The 19,711-nt window shown below is 69.6% G+C and carries 16 protein-coding genes; 5 read left to right on the forward strand and 11 right to left on the reverse strand.

Annotated elements, in window-relative coordinates:
* Nucleotides 1-518 precede the first annotated feature (518 nt).
* Complete coding sequence (locus tag OG504_RS44095; protein ID WP_405994789.1) at nucleotides 519-1,736, reverse strand: cytochrome P450; 1,218 nt, start codon at nucleotides 1,734-1,736, stop codon at nucleotides 519-521.
* 1,216 nt (nucleotides 1,737-2,952) lie between these two features.
* Here OG504_RS44095 and OG504_RS44100 point away from each other — a divergent pair.
* Both OG504_RS44100 and OG504_RS44105 read left to right on the forward strand, forming a co-directional pair.
* Nucleotides 2,953-4,134, forward strand: a complete 1,182-nt coding sequence (locus tag OG504_RS44100; RefSeq protein ID WP_405994790.1) for a glycosyltransferase — start codon at nucleotides 2,953-2,955, stop codon at nucleotides 4,132-4,134.
* Between the two features lie 14 nt (nucleotides 4,135-4,148).
* Complete coding sequence (locus OG504_RS44105) at nucleotides 4,149-4,811, forward strand: sulfotransferase family protein (RefSeq protein ID WP_405994791.1); 663 nt, start codon at nucleotides 4,149-4,151, stop codon at nucleotides 4,809-4,811.
* Between the two features lie 652 nt (nucleotides 4,812-5,463).
* Here OG504_RS44105 and OG504_RS44110 read toward each other — a convergent pair.
* The 7 genes from OG504_RS44110 to OG504_RS44140 form a co-directional block, all read right to left on the reverse strand.
* Nucleotides 5,464-6,303 (reverse strand): SGNH/GDSL hydrolase family protein, encoded by an 840-nt coding sequence (locus tag OG504_RS44110; protein ID WP_405994792.1) that lies wholly within the window; start codon nucleotides 6,301-6,303, stop codon nucleotides 5,464-5,466.
* A 497-nt stretch (nucleotides 6,304-6,800) separates the two neighbouring features.
* A complete protein-coding gene (locus OG504_RS44115; RefSeq protein ID WP_405994793.1) occupies nucleotides 6,801-7,814 on the reverse strand; it encodes a hemolysin family protein in 1,014 nt (337 codons plus the stop codon).
* Nucleotides 7,811-9,175 (reverse strand): hemolysin family protein, encoded by a 1,365-nt coding sequence (locus OG504_RS44120; protein ID WP_405994794.1) that lies wholly within the window; start codon nucleotides 9,173-9,175, stop codon nucleotides 7,811-7,813. The genes OG504_RS44115 and OG504_RS44120 overlap by 4 nt, the downstream gene beginning before the upstream one ends.
* A 156-nt stretch (nucleotides 9,176-9,331) precedes the next feature.
* Nucleotides 9,332-9,757, reverse strand: coding sequence for a GNAT family N-acetyltransferase (locus OG504_RS44125; RefSeq protein WP_405994795.1), 426 nt, complete (start codon nucleotides 9,755-9,757; stop codon nucleotides 9,332-9,334).
* On the reverse strand, nucleotides 9,750-10,661 hold the full coding sequence (locus tag OG504_RS44130; RefSeq protein WP_405994796.1) for an LLM class F420-dependent oxidoreductase: 912 nt from the start codon (nucleotides 10,659-10,661) through the stop codon (nucleotides 9,750-9,752). The genes OG504_RS44125 and OG504_RS44130 overlap by 8 nt, the downstream gene beginning before the upstream one ends.
* A 66-nt stretch (nucleotides 10,662-10,727) precedes the next feature.
* Nucleotides 10,728-13,298 carry an ABC transporter permease gene (locus tag OG504_RS44135; protein WP_405994797.1) on the reverse strand — a complete coding sequence of 857 codons (2,571 nt, stop codon included), beginning with the start codon at nucleotides 13,296-13,298 and terminating at the stop codon, nucleotides 10,728-10,730.
* Between the two features lie 4 nt (nucleotides 13,299-13,302).
* Complete coding sequence (locus tag OG504_RS44140; protein ID WP_405994798.1) at nucleotides 13,303-14,163, reverse strand: ABC transporter ATP-binding protein; 861 nt, start codon at nucleotides 14,161-14,163, stop codon at nucleotides 13,303-13,305.
* A 235-nt stretch (nucleotides 14,164-14,398) separates the two neighbouring features.
* On the opposite strand from OG504_RS44140, the gene OG504_RS44145 reads away from it, so the two are divergent.
* Together OG504_RS44145 and OG504_RS44150 are read left to right on the forward strand one after the other, a co-directional pair.
* Nucleotides 14,399-14,638 (forward strand): hypothetical protein, encoded by a 240-nt coding sequence (locus OG504_RS44145; RefSeq protein WP_033278219.1) that lies wholly within the window; start codon nucleotides 14,399-14,401, stop codon nucleotides 14,636-14,638.
* A gap of 4 nt (nucleotides 14,639-14,642) precedes the next feature.
* Nucleotides 14,643-15,017, forward strand: a complete 375-nt coding sequence (locus tag OG504_RS44150) for a hypothetical protein (RefSeq protein WP_019059515.1) — start codon at nucleotides 14,643-14,645, stop codon at nucleotides 15,015-15,017.
* Here the strand turns inward: OG504_RS44150 and OG504_RS44155 are convergent, their stop codons facing one another.
* Both OG504_RS44155 and OG504_RS44160 read right to left on the reverse strand, forming a co-directional pair.
* On the reverse strand, nucleotides 15,018-15,704 hold the full coding sequence (locus OG504_RS44155) for a class I SAM-dependent methyltransferase (RefSeq protein ID WP_405994799.1): 687 nt from the start codon (nucleotides 15,702-15,704) through the stop codon (nucleotides 15,018-15,020).
* Between the two features lie 106 nt (nucleotides 15,705-15,810).
* Nucleotides 15,811-16,497, reverse strand: a complete 687-nt coding sequence (locus OG504_RS44160; RefSeq protein ID WP_405994800.1) for an esterase/lipase family protein — start codon at nucleotides 16,495-16,497, stop codon at nucleotides 15,811-15,813.
* A gap of 115 nt (nucleotides 16,498-16,612) precedes the next feature.
* On the opposite strand from OG504_RS44160, the gene OG504_RS44165 reads away from it, so the two are divergent.
* The gene (locus OG504_RS44165; RefSeq protein WP_405994801.1) at nucleotides 16,613-18,964 is read left to right on the forward strand and encodes a LuxR C-terminal-related transcriptional regulator; all 2,352 of its coding nucleotides are present in this window, start codon (nucleotides 16,613-16,615) and stop codon (nucleotides 18,962-18,964) included.
* Here OG504_RS44165 and bioD read toward each other — a convergent pair.
* Nucleotides 18,961-19,710 carry a dethiobiotin synthase gene (gene bioD / locus OG504_RS44170; RefSeq protein WP_405994802.1) on the reverse strand — a complete coding sequence of 250 codons (750 nt, stop codon included), beginning with the start codon at nucleotides 19,708-19,710 and terminating at the stop codon, nucleotides 18,961-18,963. The two genes, OG504_RS44165 and bioD, sit on opposite strands and share 4 nt — an antisense overlap.
* Nucleotide 19,711: the final 1 nt, after the last annotated feature.

The following is a 19,711-nucleotide window of genomic DNA, read 5'->3' on the forward strand; positions in this document are numbered from 1 at the left end:
TTCGCTGGTGCAGTCGGGACGCTAATTCACTGTCCTCGACGCCGGATCCATTGGTCAATAGCGCCCTACCGCGCGCACAGCAGGTTGAACTGCGGCTTGCGTACCGGAATGAGAATGCCCTTTACACTGATTAGCCAGATTTCCTGCGGTTTCATTGATGGGAACCCAAGGGATATCTGCTGGATACGATATTCCGTTGCGGTTTACAGTGATCTACACCATATTTAGTGGCCTCGGTGTCCGCGTTTGGCGGTCTGTCGCCCGTTTCGTGTGGTCCTGGAAAGGCGCTGCGGCCACCAGGACATGGCGCCGCCCCGGACGTGAGCATGCGCGGCCGGGGCGGGTGGTCTGCGGACGGAGGGGAGACGCGAGGGGTCGAGGGTGAAAGGGGTGGTGAGCGGGTCAGCCGGAGGGGCGGCGCCACCACGGAGGTCCCGGGTGTGCGGGCCTGGCCTCCGTTGCGCGACCCGACGGAAACCACTCCCGGTAACTGACCGCCCGTGTCCGGCACTTGAGCGTCAGAGGCCGACCGCGTCCCATGTCACAGGGAGCCTGGCAAGGCCGTAGGTGATGGAGTCCGTGCGCAGTGGCACGTCCTCCGGCGGGACGGCGAGCCGCAGTGTGGGAAAGCGTTGGAACAGCGCCTTGTACCCGATCCGCAGCTCGACCCGGGCGAGTTGTTGGCCCAGGCACTGGTGGATGCCGAATCCGAAGGCCACGTGGCCGGCGGCCTGGCGGGTGACGTCCAATACGTCGGGATCGCCGAAGCGTTCCGGGTCGCGGTTGGCGGCCATCAGCGCGGGCACGACGACGTCACCCCTCCTGATCAGCCGACCACCCACCTCGACGTCCTCGGTGGCCGACCGTTCCGCACCGTACTGTGCGATGGTCAGATAGCGCAGGAGTTCCTCGACCGCGCCGTTGACCAGGTCGGGGTCGGCGCGCAGGGCCGCGAGCTGGTCGGGGTTGCGCAGCAGCGCGAAGGTTCCCAGAGCAAGCATGTGGGCAGTGGTCTCGTGGCCTGCCGCCAGCAGAGCCAGGCCCATCCGGGCGACCTCCTCCGTGGTCAGTTCCTCGTCGGCGGCGAGATTGCTGAGCACGTCGTCCGTGGGCCGGGCACGCTTGGCAACCACCAGCTTCGTGACGTAGCCGGTCATCTCCTCGACCGCCGCCATGAACTGATCAGCGCTGGCGCCCAGGGTCAGCATTGCCTTGGTCCGCTCCTGGAACTCCGCCCGCTCCGCGTAATCGACACCCAGGAGCTCGCAGATGACCAGCGAGGGAATGGGAGACGCGAACGCCTCCACCAGATCGACCGGCGGGCCCAGGAGTTCCATTGTGTCCAGAGCGTCATCGACGATCCCGGCAATGCGCTCGGACAGCTGCGCCATACGACTCGTGGTGAACTTGCCGGAGAGCTTGCGCCTCAGCCGGGTGTGTTCCGGCGGATCGACGGAATTGATCTCGCCGGGCCTCGCCGGTCTGGCGGCGGTCACCTGGCCGTCGAGGGCCGAGTTGCGCAGCTCGCCGCGTGAGCTGAACCGCCGGTGGTCGCCCAGTACCGCGTGTACGTCCTCGTGACGGGTGAGCAGCCATCCGCTGCTGCCGTCCGCCATCGCGACCGGACAGACGGGGTCTTGCGTCCGTAATTCGCGCAGCGTCGCCGGCGGATCGAAGGGGCAGGTCTGCGAGCGCTCCTTCGGTATGGCCCTGCGCTCTGGAACGGTCTCTGGCACGGGGGATTCCCCTCTCGTGGGGGGCGGAAGACTTCCCGGCATGATCGGTCGAGCAGCGTCACTTTACAGACGATCATTGCCCCGTCAACCAGGAGAACATTCCGCTTGGTTGGTTCGGCAGCCTGCGGTTGCGGGCGTCGTGGAGCGTTTGGCGCCGTATGAGCCGTGGGAGCTTTTCGAGCCGGTGGTGGTGGTCACTTCTGGTTTGTACCTGGAGGCCGTCGCCCCGCCATTCGGGCCCCGGGCAAACGGCCCGCCGCCGCTTCAACAAATGGTCCAAGGCCAGGGCCGAGGTCGGGCCGCACCTCCTGGTGCTGGAGACACAACCGCTCGCGCACGGGACACCGTCGGTCCGTGCACGCCGCGGTCCGCACCGACGCCGATCCGGCAAACCGCAGGCCGGCAAGGGTTATGTCGCCAGCAGTGGTCATGACCACCTGCGCCGATGGCTCCGTAAGCGCGGTATGCGCAGTCCGCCGAGATGTCCAGCGTCGTGCGTGGGCCGCGCCAATGGGACCGCCTCTATCACGGGAGAATAGAAGACCGTTGATCGCCATAATTCATTTGTATCGGGGGCAAACCATCCATCCCGGAGGCGTACTTGCATGCGCGCGCTCCAGTCTTTAGGCTCAAAAAGCGGCAGGTGAAGATCCGCCCTAGTTCGATGAACAGGACGTACTGACCAATGTCTGGCAGCAGTCTTTTCAGGCACGCAACCACCGCTTCCTTTCGAGGAAACGGCATTGCCGGCAGCCTTGCCGCAGCGTGTGTATTCACCCCAAGTGAACACCGGGGGCCAGGTGTCAGTGATCCGGACGTGACAGCCGCGGACGAGACCCCGCAGTACGTCGAACTCGACGACGGATTCGGTTGCTACGCCCCGGAGATCGGTAGCGGTAGACCTCCGGGACCGGATTCATCCACACCGCAACCTTCCGCAGGAACTGGCCTTCGAACGTACGCCCGTCACGTTCCGCGCGTCGCGCGCGCCACTGCCCGGCGCAGCCCCGGGAACACGAGTACCGGGATCGGCTGCTGACGGGCACGCGCGAGGTACGGCTACCTGCCGAGTCGTTTTCGGACTTGCCGGCCAATGTCCACCCCGTGGAGGCCATCGCCTTGGTCGCGATCGACGTCGGAGGGCCGAGACGGATGCGTTCGCCGATCCGGGTACGGAGACCGTGTCCGTGAGGCGGCGACAGGAGGAGGGTGTCGGATGCGCGTGATACTGACCTGTTTACCCTATTACTCACACATGATGCCGGTGGTGGTGCCGGTGGCGATGGCGCTACAGCGGGCCGGTCACGCGGTCGCCGTGGCGACCGCGCCGGCGATGGCTGACGCACTCGTCCGTGCCGGCGTCGAGCATCTGCCGCTGCCGCACGTCCAGACATTGGAAGAGCTGCTCGCCGATCCCGAGTTCGCCGGCAGCCCCGGGATGCCGGAGGCGCGGGAGGAAAGCCCCGAAGAACAGGCACGGGCCAGGGCGCAACCGGGACGGTTGACACAGGCGAGAGCCGGAGCGTTGGCCGGGATCTTCGCACGAGAGGTGATAAGGGCCTCGCAGGCGTGGCGGCCGGACCTGATCGTGCGGGAGTGTAACGAGTTCGGCGGCTACCTGGCCGCGGAGAGGCTGGGGTTGCCTCGCGCCGTGCTTGACATCTCGCCGTTCTCGGCACTGAACCTCCCGTTCGTGCACGATCGGGTGAACGGTCAGCGGGTAGCGTTGGGTTTGGACCCGGTCGACGATGTATGGCACCCGATCCGTGGCCCGCTCGCCGGCATCATCCCCCGCGAGTGGTATCCGGAGTCCTTGCCGATTTCCCCGGCGCGTTCCTACCGTCCGGATGCGGTCACCGCCGCTCTCGACCGCGCGCTCGCTGACCTGCCCGACGACCGACCGCTGGTGCTCGCCGGGCTCGGCACGGTCGCACCTCTTGTCGTGCCGGAATCTCGGCAGTTGCTCACGGCGATGGTCACCGCGCTTGGCGAACTGCCCTGTACGGCGATCATCGCGGCGGAATCCGATTGGCAGGGACCGCGCCCGGCCAATGTCCGGCTGGTGCCATTCGTCCCGCTTTCTCTGCTGCTTGGCACTGCCGAGCTGTTCCTGTCGCACGGCGGTTTCGGCAGCGTGCAGTTGGCGATGATCGCCGGCACACCGATGGTCAACCTGCCGATGTTCGGCGACCAGCCTGCCAACTCGCACCGGGTCGAAGAACTGGGTCTTGGAATACATGTGGACCCGGCCGACGCATCCCCCCGAGTACTGGCCGAGGCATGCGGTCGGGTGCTGGCGGACCGGACCTTCCGGTACCGAGCGGCCGACATGTCCAGGCGCATTCTGGCCGATCCCGGGTATGACGTGCTCGTCGATGATCTGGCCACCCTCTGCTAAAAAGGGGACTAAACGTGAAGATAATCGGTGTCGGTTTCCCCAGAACGGGCACGGTAACCCTGTACGAAGCATTGAATCAACTGGGCCTCGGTCCCTGTTATCACACGAAGGAAATGATAAAGAAACCCGATCACATCGAACACTGGGTACAGGTCTACGAGGGCGGGCCGATCGATCCGCATACGATATTCGCCGGTTACCAGGCGACAGCGGACGCACCCGGTTGTTTTTTCTGGCGAGAGCTGATCCGGGAATATCCGGAAGCGAAGGTCATCCTCAGTATTCGTGATGCGCAAACGTGGTACCGGAGCATGAGCGACACCGTCCTTCGTCAGGACCTCCTCGATAAATCGGCTGATCCCGTCCTCGCCGGGCTGCGCCGGTTGGCGCTGGCGATGTTCGACCATGTCTTCGACAACCGCCGCGATGAAGCGCACCTCACGGCGGTGTTCAATCGGCACAACGCCGAGGTGCAGCGCGAAGTCCCCGCAGACAGGCTGCTGGTGTACGAGGTGACTCAAGGCTGGGCGCCGCTCTGTGAATTCATCGGAGTGGACTCGCCCGTCACGCCGTTCCCGTGGCTGAACAACACCGCGGAGTACGTGGACAAAGCCGAAAAGCACCGCCGTTCGCTCGTGAGGGGCCCAGTGTTTCCCGGACAGGCGTCTGGCCATTGAGCGTTTTCCAACCTCACGTTGACGCGTGGTGAAGGACGAGGACGGCCTTCACCATCTCGGTGATCCGGTTGGTGCTGCCCCGCCTGGATCAACGACCCGGCCAAGCGCCGCGAACCCGCACCACAAACCTCATAGCGCCAAGACCGTCTCACTGGACTTGAAATCTTCCGCGGACCTGGTGAGGCTTTCCAAGTCTGCGACGGAACCCGGTTCTTGGAGCCGGTGGGCGCACGTGGATCGCTGTGTGGTTGTCCGACGAACCTGGCTGACCGCAAGGCGGCAGCCCGGGCGGGTCGCGGACCGATGCCGGAAGTCCGAATCGGCTTCCGGCTGACGGATCTCCCCGAGCTGGGTGTGTTCTCTGTTGTGTCGACTTCGTGGGAGCTCGCTGCCGAGCCGGCCGCGTTGGCTGCTGCCCTGGAGGTGGCGGTTGCGTCGGCCTTGGGTGTGCTGCGATGTGAACTGGTGGAGTTCAGCACACGCTCCGGGCTCGCCGTGAGCGACAGGCGGCCGGTCGTTGAGGTCGACAGGACGCAGGTCCTCGCTCAGGATGCTGTACGACTCGCGGCGTGACGTCGGTCCGTCGGCTGCAGGTGTCGTGCGGGTGAGGCTCCGCGTTCGATCGGTGCATGGCATCCGGCGAGGCTCCGGTTCAGGGCTCTACCTGTTGCCAGTCCGTCACAGGGCCAGGGTTTGTGTGGTCCACAGGGGTGACCCAAAAGGCTTTGCCCAGCTCAGCGCTGAAGTGGGCGCCTGTCCGGCCGTCCCCCGAGGAGCGGCCCGTGAGGCGGCGGCCGATCCAGGGGAGGAGGTACTGGCGGGTGAAGCGGGCGTCCTCGACGCGGCGGGCGGTCCAGTTCGGGGGCGGGGTCGGCAGCATCGGGGTGCGCCACTCCGGGTCCTCCGCCTCGTAGCCGAGGGTCTGCCAGACCGCTTCGGCGACGCGGCGGTGACCCTCATCCGTGAGGTGGAGGCGATCGACGTCCCACGCGCGCGGGTCGGCGAGCGAGGGGGCGCCGTACAGGTCGACGACGAGGGCGCCGTGGCGGGCGGCGAGGTCGTCCACGCACGCGAAGAGTTCCTCCATGCGGGGGCGGAAACGCTCCAGGACCGGGCCCTGCCGGCCCGGGCTGCGCATCAGGACCAGGTGCTTGCAGGCCGGGGTGAGGCGTTCGACGGCCTCCTCCAGCAGGGCGCGGACGCGGCCCATGTCGCACTTGGGGCGCAGGGTGTCGTTCAGGCCGCCGACCAGCGTGATCACATCGGGCTGCATGGCGGCCGCCGGGCCGACCTGCTCGTCGACGATCTGCGCGATCAGCTTGCCGCGCACGGCGAGGTTGGCGTACCGGAAGCCGGGCGTCCGGGCGGCCATCCGGCCGGCGAGGAGGTCGGCCCAGCCCCGGTAGGTGCCGTCCGGGAGCCGGTCCGACATGCCCTCGGTGAAGGAGTCGCCGATCGCGACCAGGCTGGTGTGCGTGGGATTCGTCTGCATGGCGACGAAGATGATATCCCGCGTCCATACCCGTCGGTAGGTCGGCCTCCGCCATGACCGGTCGGGCTTGCGCCGACGGGCCGCCGGGGCCCCGGCCTGCTGTCGGACGCGGGCCCGCAAAGCCACTCACCGAGCGCTCGACCTGCCACCGGCACCGGCCGGGAACCAGTCCGAGTCACCGGCCAGGCACCGACGCGTCCCGCGCGGGGATCATGGCCTGCCGCCTGCCGCCTGCCGCCTGCCGCCTGCCGCCTGCCGCCTGCCGCCTGCCGCCTGCCCCCTGCCCGTCGCGCACCGCGCTGCCTCCCGGCCCGGATCAGCCACCCGCGGCCGTATCCCGGCCCGGACCAGCCGCATGCCCGCGGCCGTATCCCGGCCCGGACCAGCCACCCGCGGCCGTATCCCGGCCCGGACCAGCCACCCGCCCGCGGCCGCATCCCGCCCCGGACCAGCCACCCGCCCGAGGCCGCCCCCGGCCCGACCGCCCCCTCACTCCCTCACGCGCGCTGCCCGAACAATTCCCGCAGCACGTCCTCCATGGTCACCAGGCCGGTCAGCCGTCCCTCCTCGTCGAGGACCGCCGCGAGATGCGTACGGCTGCTGCGCATCGCGGTGAGGACGTCGTCCAGCGGGGTGCTCTCCTTCACGTTCGCGATGGAGCGCATGTCCTCCACCTTGAACGGCTCGTCGCGCGGTGAGGCGTCCAGCGCGTCCTTGACGTGCAGGTAGCCGATGATCCGGCGCTCGCCGTCCACCACCGGGAAGCGGGAGAAGCCCGACTCGGCCGACAGCACCTCCAGCTCGGCCGGGGTGATGCCCGCGACCACGTAGTCGACGCGTTCGAGGGGGAGTACGACGTCCCGCACGGGCCTGCTGCCCAGCTCCAGCGCGTCGTTCAGCCGCTCCAGGGCCCGTTCGTCGATGAGTCCCGCCTCGCCGGAGTCCCGTACGATCCGGGCGAGTTCGGCGTCCGAGAAGGATGCCGTGACCTCGTCCTTGACCTCGACCCGCAGCAGCTTGAGCAGCGTGTTGGCGAACGCGTTGATCGTGAAGATCACCGGACGCAGCGCCCGGGACAACGTCACAAGCGGCGGCCCGAGGAGCAGCGCGCTGCGCACCGGCTCGGCCAGGGCGATGTTCTTCGGCACCATCTCGCCGAGCAGCATGTGCAGATAGGTCGCCGCGGCGAGCGCGATCACGAAGGACACCGCGTGTCCCGCGCCCTCCGGAACGCCGACCGCGTGGAACACCGGTTCCAGCAGATGCGCGATCGCCGGTTCCGCGACGATGCCGAGCACCAGCGTGCACAGCGTGATGCCGAGCTGGGCCGCGGCCATCAGCGCCGACACGTGCTGCAGCCCCCACAGCACGCTCTTGGCGCGCCGGTCGCCCTGCTCTGCGTGCGGCTCGATCTGGCTGCGGCGCACCGAGATCAACGCGAACTCGGCGGCCACGAAGAAGGCGTTGACGACCAGCGTCGCCAACCCGATCAGCAGTTGTACGGCGGTCACAGCTCCCCCTTCGCGGAGTCGGAACCAGATCCGGAATCGGAGCCGGAATCGGCGTCGTCGAGCGGCGCGTGCAGCAGCAGCCGCGCGGCCCTGCGCCCCGACGCGTCAACCACGTCGATCCGCCACCCGGCGACCTCGACGACGTCCCCGACCTCCGGAATCCGCCCCAGCTCATTGGCGACCAGACCGGCCAGCGTCTCGTACGGCCCCTCCGGCGCCCGCAGTCCCACGCGCGCGAGCTGGTCCATACGGGCGGCGCCGTCCGCCGAGTACAGCGTGCGACCGTGATCGTCCGCCCCGGCCGGGGCCAGGTCGGGCGTCTCGTGCGGATCGTGCTCGTCCCGCACCTCGCCCACGACCTCCTCGACGATGTCCTCCAGGGTCGCGACCCCCGCCGTACCGCCGTACTCGTCGATGACGACCGCCATCGTGCGCTTGCCGGACAGCCGGTCCAGGAGACGGTCCACGGTCAGGGACTCCGGGACCAGGAGGGGTTCGCGCATCACCTCGGAGAGGGGGAAACGGGCGCGGCGCTCCGCCGGTACCGCCAACACGTCCTTGATGTGCACCGTGCCTACGACCTCGTCGAGGTTGCCGCGGAAGACCGGGAACCGGGACAGCCCGGTCGCCCGGGTCGCGTTGGCCACGTCCTCGCAGGTCGCCTGGGCGTCGAGGGCGACGACCTGGACGCGGGGCGTCATCACGTTCTCCGCGGTGAGGTCGGCGAGGTTGAGGGTCCGTACGAACAGCTCGGCCGTGTCCGGCTCCAGGGCGCCCGCCCTGGCGGAGTGCCGGGCCAGCGCGGCCAGCTCCTGCGGCCCGCGCGCGGAGGCCAGTTCCTCGGCCGGTTCCAGGCCGAAGGCGCGCACGACATGGTTGGCCGTGTTGTTCAGATGGCTGATGAACGGGCGGAACGCGGCACTGAACCACCGCTGCGCGTTGCCCACCCGCTTCGCCACACTCAGCGGCGACGAGATCGCCCAGTTCTTCGGCACCAGCTCGCCGACGACCATCAGGAACACCGTCGACATTGCCGTACCCAGCACCAGCGCGACGGACTTCGACGCGGAGTGCGAGATGCCCAGGGATTCGAGCGGGCCCGCGATCAGCGCGGCGATCGACGGCTCGGAAAGCATGCCGACGACCAGGTTGGTGACGGTGATGCCGAGCTGCGCCCCGGAGAGCTGGAACGTCAGATTCCGTACGGCCTTCAGGGCGCCCGCGGCGCCCCGCTCACCGCGCTCGACCGCGCGCTCCAGCTCGCCGCGCTCGACGGTGGTCAGCGAGAACTCGGCCGCGACGAAGGCGCCGCAGAGGAGCGACAGCAGGATCGCCACCAGCAGCAGAAGCACTTCGGTCATCGGGTCACCTCCGTCCCATGATCGGACAGGGCAGGGAGGTTCGCGCGATGTCGCGCGCCGGGACCGGGAGGCTCGCCCATGGGCGGACGCTCACACCTTTCGAAAAGAATCAGAAGTTCGGAGTGGTCCACCAATGGTAAAGGATGGGCAAAGCGTTCAGGTGGTGAGGTGCTTCACCCAGCGCCGCCACTGTTCCTCGGGTGCGTACCCCGCCGCGCGCCACGCATGCCGGCCGGTCTCGTTGCGCTCCAGCACCATCGCGTCCCCGCGACGCCCGCCCAGCGCCACGAACCGCTCCTCGGCCGCGGTGAGCAGCGCCGAGCCGATGCCCTGCCGACGGTGCTCCGGGTGCACGGCCAACCGGTACAGGTGACAGCGCCAGCCGTCGAAACCGGCGATCACGGACCCGACGAGTCGCCCGTCGCGTTCCGCGAGGATCAGCGCGTCCGGGTCCCTGGTGATCAGCCGGGCCACGCCGTCGCGGTCGTCGCTGATGCTCGTGCCTTCGGCGGCCTCGCCCCAGAAGGCCAGCACGGCGTCGATGTCGGGGAGGGCTGCGCTACGGATATGAAGATCACTCATGGGACGAGCCAAGCAGAGGGTGGGCGTGCGGGGCGAGCGGGTTTCGGCGCAGTTCCTCCACGACCGGCGCGAACGCCTCCATGGACGGCTCCAGCACCGTGAGATACGAGAACCCGTACCGGTCGCGCAGCGCGCGCAGCTTCGAGGTGATCTCGTCCAGGGTGCCGACCAGGAAGACGGGCAGGTCCAGCACGTACTCCAGGGACAGGTCCGGTCGGCGGTCCAGCAGCGGCCGGAGCGCGCTCGCGGGGTCGTCCGTCACGGCCACCATCTGGATCAGCAGGTTGAGTTCGGCGGGTTCCTCGCGACCGGCCGCGAACTCCCGGTACCGGGAGACCCGTTGACCGAACCCGGCGGCATCGACCGGTGCCAGCTTGCCCGTTGTGCTGCCCGGCTCCAGGCTCGCCCCCGCGAACGCCGCGATGTCCGCGTGCTCGGCGGTCAGGCGCAGCATGCGGTCACCGTTGCCGCCGAGGAGCAGCGGTACGCGGCACTTCGCTGCGTCCAGCAGCCTCCCCAACTCCTCGATGGTGCGCCGCAGATGGTCGACGCGCTCACCCGGCGAACCGAAGGGCAGGCCCGCCGTGTCGTGCTCCGCCTGTACGTAGCCGGTGCCGAGGCCGAGTTCGAGGCGTCCGCCGGTCAGATCGGCGGTCGTCGTCACCTCGCGGGCCAGTAGGGTCGGGTTCCAGAAGCCCGCGTTGAGCACGAACGTCCCCACCTGCGGCCGTTCGGTCGCGTCCGCCGCGGCGACCAGTGCCGGGAAGGGCGCGACCATGCCCAGATGGTCGGGGACCAGGATCACGTCGTAGCCGAGCTCCTCGACCCGACGGCATCTGGTCCGCCACTCATCGGCAGGTGAGGACGTGAGCAGGCTGGCTCCGAAGCGGAACGGGCGCGGCATGAACTCTCCTCGCAGGCAGGTGACCTGACTGGGCGTCACTAGGTGTGAGTTGCTGTCGCGATTCCATCACTCGTGCGCGATCGCCGCCAGCACGTTCATGCGCGACGCACGCAACGCCGGCAGCAGTGCCGCCACGATGCCGACCACCGCCGAGCCGATCACCACCGCGACGATCGTGGTCCACGGGATCGCGAGCGCCTTCATGCCCTGGAGCGCCAGGACTTGCTGCGCGCACACGCCCCACACCAGGCCGAGCCCGAGTCCCAGTACCGCGCCGAACACCGCGATCACCACCGACTCCAGCCGGATCATGCGCCGCAGTTGGCGTCGGCCGAGACCGATCGCACGCAGCAGGCCGATCTCGCGGGTGCGCTCCACGACCGACAGGGCAAGGGTGTTGACCACGCCGAGCACCGCGATGACGATGGCCAGCCCGAGCAGCGCGTACACGAGGTAGAGCAGTACGGCGATCTGGTCGTGCACGAGCTTCTTGTAGTCGGCCTGGTCGCGGACCTGGACCTGCGGATAGGGCTTCAGCGTCGTCTCAAGGGACTTGCGGAGCTGGTCGGCGCCGGTGCCGGACGCGGCGTTCACGTACAGCGAGGAGTCCTGGCCGTTCGGGACGTACTTCTCGACCGTGGCGATCCCGAAGAACAGCCCGCCCTGCGTCCCGAACCCGCCCGAGGAACCCTGGTCGCTGAGGGCGCCCACCGTCAGCTTCGTGGTGCGGCCGCCCGGGAACTCGACGGGGAGCACACTGCCGATCCGTACGCCGTGCTTCTTCGCGAAGTCGACCTCCATGGCCAGGTGTCCGGCGGCGAGCGCCGAACTCGTGCTGCCCTGGGCGTACTTGATGTGGGCGACGTCGTCGAGCGGGGTGTCGTAGCCGGCCGCCGTCGTCTCCACCCGTTTACCGTCCGGCAGTCGGACCGCGAGGGGCGCGAAGCGGGCCCGTACGACGAGACCGACGCCCTGGGTGGCGCGCACATGGTCCGTGACCTCCTTGGAGAACGGCAGGAAGTTGCCGTTCTGGATCACGAAGTCGGCGCCCAGGGTCCTGTCGATCTGCTGGTCGAAGGACTTGGACATGGACGCGCTCGCCACCGACATCCCGCCGACCAGGGCGAGCCCCACCATCAGCGCCGCCGCGGTGGCACCCGTACGGCGCGGATTGCGCAGGGCGTTGCGCTGGCTCATCCGGCCGACCGAGCCGAACAGGGCGGGGAAGGCGCCGCCCAGCACCCGGATCATCGGGCGGACCAGGAGCGGGCCCGCGATCACGGTCGCGATGAGGGTGAGGACGATCCCGAGGCCCAGGAAGGAGGAGGCGGAGGCTGTCTTCGTCGCGGCGGCGCAACCCGCCAGCGCGGCCACACCGATCGCCCCGACGACGGTACCCACGACCGCGCGCACCTTCAACGGCCGCCCCACGCCTGCGACTTCGGCGTCCGCGAGGGCCGCCATCGGCGAGACACCGGCCGCACGTCGGGCCGGGAGGTACGCGGCGACGAACGTGACGCCGACCCCAACGACGTACGCCGCCACGGGAGTCGGCCAACCGACCACCATCTCCGTGGTCTTGAGGTTCATCCCGAACGCGGTCATCAGCTTGATCAGCCCGGCCGCGAGCCCGATCCCGGCCGCCAGACCCAGAGTTGAGCCCACCAGCCCGAGCAGCAGTGCCTCGGTGAGCACCGACCGCCGCACCTGCTTGCGGTCCGCGCCCAGGGCACGCAACAGGCCCAGTTCGCGGGTGCGTTGGGCGATCAGCATCGAGAACGTGTTGACGATCAGGAAGACACCGACCAGGACGGCGATGCCTGCGAATCCCAACATCACGTACTTGATCACGTCGAGGAAGCCGCCCAGATCAGCGGCCGCCGACTTCGCCTGCTCGCCCGCGGTCTTGATGTCGTACGTACCGGAGGAGTCGATCGCGGCGCTCACCCGCTGTTTGAGTACGGCGTCGTCGACGCCCTTCGCCGCGTCCACCGAGATGCTCGTGGCGCGGTCGGACGCGCCCAGGAGCTGGGACTTCGCGGTGGCCGGGTCCAGGAAGACCAGTGCGGCACCGGGGTTGGTGGTGGTGAAGGTGGCGATGCCGACGATCTTGACGTGAAAGGTGCCCGGCTGCGCCTGGACCGCCAGGGTGTCACCGATCTTCACGTGCTTGTTGTCGGCGGTGTCGGCGTCCAGGAGAGCCTCGCCGGCGCCCTGCGGGGCGTGGCCCGAGGTCAGTTTCACCGGGCTGCGGTCGGTGAGGTACCAGTCGGTGGCGATGGTGGGGGCGCCGGTGGTGGGGCCGACGGACTTGTTGTCGCTGTCGACGACCACGATGTTCTCGACGGACACGTCGGCGTGGGTCGAGGCGACCCCGGGCACCTTCGCGACCTGTCCGGCGAGGGAGGCGGGCACGGTCTCGGTCGCGCCGGTCGGCACCGAGGACTTGAGGTCCTGCTTCGGCTCCACGGTCACATCGGCGGACGTGGACGCGAAGAGCCGGTCGAAGGTGCGGGTCACCGTGTCGGAGAAGATCAGGCTGCCGGCCACGAACGCCACCGACAGCACGACGGCGAGCGCCGAGAGCAGCAGCCGTCCCTTGTGCGCGAGGAAGCTCCGGAGGGTCGCTTTCAGCACGGGTTCAGTCCTTGTCGAGGGTGACGTCGGTCGAGTCGCCGGAGCGGCGGGGCCCGGGGCCGGCACCGGATCCGGGACCGTCGAACTGGCCCCTCGCCAGGTCGAACCGCTTCATCCGCTCCAGCACCGCCTCCGCCGTGGGCCGCTCCATCTCGTCCACGATCCGCCCGTCCCCGAGGAAGAGCACCAGGTCGGAGTGGGCGGCGGCGCCCGGGTCGTGGGTGACCATGACCACGGTCTGGCCGAGATCGTCGACAGCGTTGCGCAGGAAGCCGAGCACTTCGAGGCCCGCCCGTGAGTCGAGGTTGCCGGTCGGCTCGTCCGCGAAGATCAGCTCGGGGCGGGAGGCGAGCGCCCGCGCGCAGGCCACGCGCTGCTGCTGGCCGCCGGAGAGCTGGGACGGCCGGTGCTTGAGCCGGTCGCGCAGGCCGAGCGTGTCGATGACCTGGTCCAGCCACTTCTGGTCCGGCTTCTGGCCGGCGATGTCCATGGGCAGCGTGATGTTCTCGGCCGCGTTGAGGGTCGGGATGAGGTTGAACGACTGGAACATGAACCCGATCCGGTCCCGCCGCAGCCGCGTCAGCTCGCGGTCCTTCAGCCCCGTGATCTCGGTGTCGCCGAGCCACACCTGCCCGGCCGATACGGTGTCGAGCCCCGCCAGGCAGTGCATCAAGGTGGACTTCCCGGACCCCGACGGGCCCATGACCGCGGTGAAACGGCCCCGCGCGATGTCCACGTCCACCGAGTCCAGGGCGAGCACGGTCGTCTCGCCCGAACCGTACGCCTTGGTCAGCCCGCGGGCGCGGGCCGCGATCCCGCCGGCCGATGCCTGACCCGGAACGTGCTGCGCGGCAGATGTGGACAAGACGGCCCCCTGGGATTCCTTCGCTCGTCGTCTCAGCTCGTCGTCTTCGCAAGCTGTCGTTGCGACGCCTTCGTCGCGGGCCGAGCCTAGTGTGACGCGCCACACACCCGATATCCCCCGTGCGACCGAGGCGGTCTCCACCTCAGGTCGGGCCCCCGATACCGGTGTAAGGGGCACTCTCCACCCACCGGACGAGCCCTTGCCGGTGCTAGCAATCCGGCGCTAGCGTCTAGGTATGGCGAAGACCCAGCTGAACGTACGCGTGGACGAGGGCACCGCCCGCGCGGCCCGTGAACGTGCCCTGGCGCGTGGCATGAGCGTGAACCGGTACATAGAAGAACTGGTCAGACAGGACACCGGGGAGGTCGGCCACACCTTCGTCGAGGCCGCGGCCGACTTCATGAAGCAGTACGAGTCCGTCTTCGCCGACGAGTTCGGTGCCGACGGGAAGAGCACCCGCGAAGGTCGCCGCTGATCCCTTGAACAACCTCAGGATCGACCTCGCCTGGCTGCTCATGCTCGCCGAACACAACACACCCGGAGACCCCCAGGTCACCGACTGGGGCGCGCTCGTCGCCGCCGTCGCGCGCCACCAGGCCGACATATTCGACGTCCCCGTCTACGACAGCCCGCACGCACGCGCCGCCGCCTTACTCCAACTCCTCATCCACGTCCCCGCGTTGGAGCGCTCCAACGCCCTCTTCGCCTCGGCTGTCGCCTACGCCTACCTCGTCGCCAGCGGCCTGAAGGTCGTCACCTCGCCCGAACAGGTCCGCGATCTGGCCCGGTTGGTCAAGAGCGGCGAGGCGTCGGTCGATGACATCGCGCGGGAGTTGCGTCAGTGGAGCCTGTGATCACTCCACGGTGTCGGGGCGCCATGCGGTGCCCAGGACGCAGTACGAGCTGGGCAGCGTCGGCCCCTTCTCCGGGATCAACACCCTTCGGTACGGCCCGAGTTCGAACCCCGCGTCGCGCAGCGCGTCGACCGGGTCGCGGGCCAGATGGCAGCCGCCGTTCAGCGGCGGCCACAGCGTGCGGTCCAGGGCGCGCTGGGTGAACTCCATCGCCGGTCCGCCTCCCTTGCCGTGCTCGAAGAACCGGACGACTCCACCGGGCCGCAGCACCCGCCGTACCTCAGCGAGCGCCCGCGGTACGTCGCGCACGCTGCACAGCACCAGGGACAGCACGACCGCGTCGAAGGCCTCGCTCTTCACGGGCAGCTTCTCCGCCGCGCCCGGCACCACGTCGACGGGTACGTCGGAGCGGAGCGCGGACTCCACGGCGAGCTGCCGCAGAGTCCGCTCGGGTTCGATCGCGACGACCTCCGAGACGGCGCTCGGATAGTGCGCGAAGTTCAGGCCGTTCCCGGCCCCGATCTCGATCACCCGCCCGGAGAGCCCGGCGAGCAGCCGGTCCCGCATCCCGGCGAGGCCGAACCGCGACTCGGCGCTCACGCTGAAGCGGGCGTAGTAACGGGCGAACAGCGGGTGGGGGACGGTGTCCCGCGGCACTGTGCCGGAGCCTGCGGACCGTAGCGGCATGGCGACCTCCCGGGCCGGACCGGGCCGAAACCGGTCCCTACCGGGATTGTCCCCCCTGCCGTCCTTGACCACCCCCGCTGCCGCCGGGGACCGGGCGGGGCCGGGTTCAGGAGATGAAGTCCCGGACCTGCTCGTAGACGCCGTGGTCGTTGTTCATGTCGGTGTGCGAGATGCACCCGACGTCCACGTTGGTCGCGCCGCTCAGCTCGGCCGAGGTGTCCGGGTCGATCGCCGCGTCGCAGTCCGACCAGTAGGCCGCGTACGACACGCTGCCGGGCGTCTCGTCACCGGAGTTGAGCGCCGTGAGGAACGAACTCCCCGTCTGCATCTCCTTGCAGGACGTGTACAGCCAGCCGCACAGCGAGGCGATGCTCGTCCCGTGGTTCACCCCGGCGACCGACACGAAGTCGTCGACGTACGAGGTCCCGCTCAGGTTCTTGAGGTAGTAGCGGCTGTTGAGCGCACCCATGGAGTGGACCACCAGGTCGACCTTCGAAGCGCCGGTCTTGGAGAGGACGGACTGGATGTAGGTCGACAGCGTCGAAGCGGTCGTGACGTTCGACTTCGTCCAGTCGTAAGAGATCGCGTACAGCTCGGAGGACGAGTAGCCGTCCGCCTCGAAGTCCGCGATCCAGTCGTCCCAGCTGGTGGAGTCGCTGCTCAGACCGTGCACGAACACGATCGGGTTGTGGCTCGCCGCATGAGCGGGCGTCGAGGTCAGGGAGAGTGACAGAAGGAGCGAGGTCGTCACGGCCGACAGGGCCGTGGCGATGCGACGCTTGTGGCGCTGCATGATGCCTCCTGATACGGGTGGGGTTGTCAGGAGTGTCAGCGCGGGTCTACGCGCGCCGCATCGGCGAAATCGCCGGTCTTTACGGGTGAATTAACTCGCCAGTAACGTCAGTTGTGTGCTGACTCCGGTGAACCCCACTTCCCTAGACCGCACTTCGCCCCCGTCGCGCACCGACACCGGGCGAACCCTCGACCCCGAGCTCCCCGAAGGGGTCCGCATCCGCATGCTGCGCGCGGTCTACGGCGATCCGCGCGCCGCCGCCGAACTCCTCCCGCGCCTGACCCCACGTCAGGCCGCGGGACTCGACCCCCTCCCGACCGAACCGGCGTCCCTGGCACCGGAGTTGCTCACCCGGCACCGCCGGGAGATCCGTGCCCTGCCCGACGACACGCGGCTGCTGTTGCTGCTCGCGGCGGCGGACCAGTACCCGGTCGCCACGCATGCCTTCCTGCGGGCCGTCGCGGCGGCCCGACTCGACACCAGGCCCCTCGAAGCCGCCGAGACGGCCGGGGTCGCCCACGCGATGGCCGGCGGGGTCGTCTTCCGCGACGCGTGGACGAGGATCGCCGCGTACGAGACCGGGTCACCGGCGGACCGGCGGGACGTCCACCGGTTGCTGGCACGGGTGTTGCGCGCGGAGGGAGAGACATCGCGCCGTTCCTGGCACCGGGGCGCGGGCGCGCTCGGCCCCAGCGTGCGGCTCACCGCGGAACTCCGCACGGCCGCCCAACAGGCACGTGACGCCGGCGAACACCCGCTCGCCTGCGCCCTCGTGGAACGCGCCGCCGCGCTCTCCAGCGACCCGCGCGAACAGTCCCGCCTCCTCAACCGGGCCGCCGGTGACGCCTGGCAGTCCGGTGAGGGGGACCGGGCTCGAAGACTCGCGGCCGCGACGGACAGCGATGCGTTGAACGGGGTGTTCGCGTTACGGGCGGGGAACGCGGCCGAGGCGTTCGACGCGCTGCTGACGGCGGTGGTGCGGCGGGAGCCGGAGGAATCCGCGGCCTCGCCGAACGTGACCTCACCGAACGCTGCATCGTCGAATCCGGCTTCGCTGAACGCGGCTTCGCTGAACGCGGCTTCGCCGGCCGCGGCACCTCTCACCACCGGATCACCTCGCATCGCCGCCGTACCCCGAACTCCCGCCCCCGACCACGCAGTTCACCTCCTCGCCCGGGCCACCGAGGCCGCCGTCTACACCGGTGACCTGAGACGGTGCCGGGAGGCGGCGGCTGTCGCCTCCCGGGTCGGGATCGTTCCGCACGGGACGCTCGGGGGACTGGCCGCTGCCTTTGAGGGGCGGTACGAGGACGCGCGGGATCTGCTCAAGGCCGCCGCCGGGCGGTGCGGGCCCGGGGGTGACCCCACCCTTCTCATCCATGCCGGGATCGCCGCGTTGATGCTCGGTGACCACACCCGTGCCACCACCGCCACCGTGCGGGCGGCGGCCTCGGCGCGGGCGCGGGGTGCGACCGTGGTCGTGGCGCAGGCGATGGAGTTCCGGGCGTACGCCGAGTTCTGGACCGGGCATCCGCGGGCCGCCGAGACGGCCGTGGCCGACGCCCTGTGGCAGGCCCACGCCACCGGGCAGGACAACGGAGCCTGTCATCTGCAGGCAGCGCTCGCCATGTTCGCGGCGCTCACCGGGGACGGCGATGTCTGCCGGGAACGTGCCGCCGCCGCCCGCTCGTACGCCCTCGGCCGTGGGCTGGGTCTGCCGGCCGCCCTCGCGCAATGGGCACTCGCCTACCTGGACCTCAGCAGTGGCCGGTTCGCCGCCGCCGCGGCCCGGCTGCGGGCGCTGGCCGGGTTCGGGCCGGGGCACGGCCACCGGGCGATCCGGCACCTGGCAACCCCTCACTACGTCGAGGCCGCCGTCCATAGCGGCGACACCCGGATCGCCCGTGCCGCACACGCCGACTACGACCGCTGGGCTCGTGCCGTCCACAGCCCCGACGACCTTGCCCTGAGCGCCCGTTGCCGTGCCCTGCTCGCGCCCGGCGCCGAAGCCGTCGAGCACTACCGCGTCGCCCTCGACCTCCACGCGCACGGCACCCGTGACTTCGAACGGGCCCGCACCGAGCTGCTGTTCGGCGGTGCGCTGCGTCGACTGCGCCGGCGTACCGAGGCCCGCGACCGGCTGCACACCTCGCTGGAGGCCTTCGAGTCCTTCGGCGCCCCGCACTGCGCCGCCCAGGCCCGCGCCGAACTCCGCGCTCTCGGCACCCCGGTGACCGCGACCGCCCTTCCCACACCGGGTGCCCTCGCCCCGACCACCCGCCTGACCGCCCAGCAACTCATGGTCGCCCGCATGGCAGCTGACGGCGCCACCAACCGCGAGATCGCCGTCCGCCTCGCCCTCAGCCCCCGCACGATCGACCACCATCTACGCGGCGTCTTCAGCCGGTTGGGCATCCGGTCGCGGATCGAACTGGTACGGCTGCTGGCAGAGGGGGAGGCCTCCTAGACCGCGCCGGTCGAGCGGGAGTTCCAGGACGGCGGCGCCTCCAGCCCCCCGAACTCCTCCGCATCCCACGTCCCGTCAAGCCGCGGCGCCACCCAACTCGGCGCCGCAGCACGGAAGTCCGCCGGTGTCAGTGTCCCCGCTCCCTCCGGCAACGCCCCGAGCAGCGGTGCCCCCGCCACCTCCGGCAGGTCGGCCACATTGCAACGCGACGCCAGGTCAGGTGAGTTGGGCCAGCTGCCGATCACCACGCCGAGCAAGTCGAGCTCCTGGGAACGGAGTTCACGGGCCGTCAGTTCCGTCGTGTTCAGGGTGCCCAGGCCCGCTGATGTCACGACCAGCACCGGCGCCCCCAGCAGCCGCGCCGCGTCCGCCAGCGTGCCGCCCTCCGCGTCGAACCGTACGAGCAGCCCGCCCGCACCCTCGACCAGCACCAGGTCGTACTCGGTGGCCAACTTCTGGGCGGCTTCGGCGATTTCGTGCGGGCGTACCGGTGCCAGGCCGGCCCTGCGTGCCGCCGTGCCCGGTGCCAACGGCTCGGGATACCGGGCGAGTTCGCTCGCCGTCACCGCGCCCGCGAGCCTCGCCACCTCGTCCGCGTCCCCGCGCTCGTCCGGCCGTAGACCCGTCTGGGCGGCCTTCAGGACGGCCACCGTGCGGCCGGAGGCGAGCGCCGCCGCCGCTACCGCGGCTGTGGTGATCGTCTTGCCGACCTCCGTGCCCGTGCCTGTGATCACCAGTACCGGCATG

The organism is Streptomyces sp. NBC_00986, from assembly GCF_045162565.1.
Taxonomy (GTDB): Bacteria; Actinomycetota; Actinomycetes; order Streptomycetales; family Streptomycetaceae; genus Streptomyces.

Coding starts and splice junctions, on each gene's coding strand:
- bioD (WP_405994802.1), bottom strand. CDS start 19,710: ATGCCGGTACTGGTGATCACAGGCACGGGCACGGAGGTCGGCAAGACG.
- OG504_RS44145 (WP_033278219.1), top strand. CDS start 14,399: ATGGCGAAGACCCAGCTGAACGTACGCGTGGACGAGGGCACCGCCCGC.
- OG504_RS44120 (WP_405994794.1), bottom strand. CDS start 9,175: ATGACCGAAGTGCTTCTGCTGCTGGTGGCGATCCTGCTGTCGCTCCTC.
- OG504_RS44125 (WP_405994795.1), bottom strand. CDS start 9,757: ATGAGTGATCTTCATATCCGTAGCGCAGCCCTCCCCGACATCGACGCC.
- OG504_RS44110 (WP_405994792.1), bottom strand. CDS start 6,303: ATGCAGACGAATCCCACGCACACCAGCCTGGTCGCGATCGGCGACTCC.
- OG504_RS44130 (WP_405994796.1), bottom strand. CDS start 10,661: ATGCCGCGCCCGTTCCGCTTCGGAGCCAGCCTGCTCACGTCCTCACCT.
- OG504_RS44100 (WP_405994790.1), top strand. CDS start 2,953: ATGCGCGTGATACTGACCTGTTTACCCTATTACTCACACATGATGCCG.
- OG504_RS44155 (WP_405994799.1), bottom strand. CDS start 15,704: ATGCCGCTACGGTCCGCAGGCTCCGGCACAGTGCCGCGGGACACCGTC.
- OG504_RS44160 (WP_405994800.1), bottom strand. CDS start 16,497: ATGCAGCGCCACAAGCGTCGCATCGCCACGGCCCTGTCGGCCGTGACG.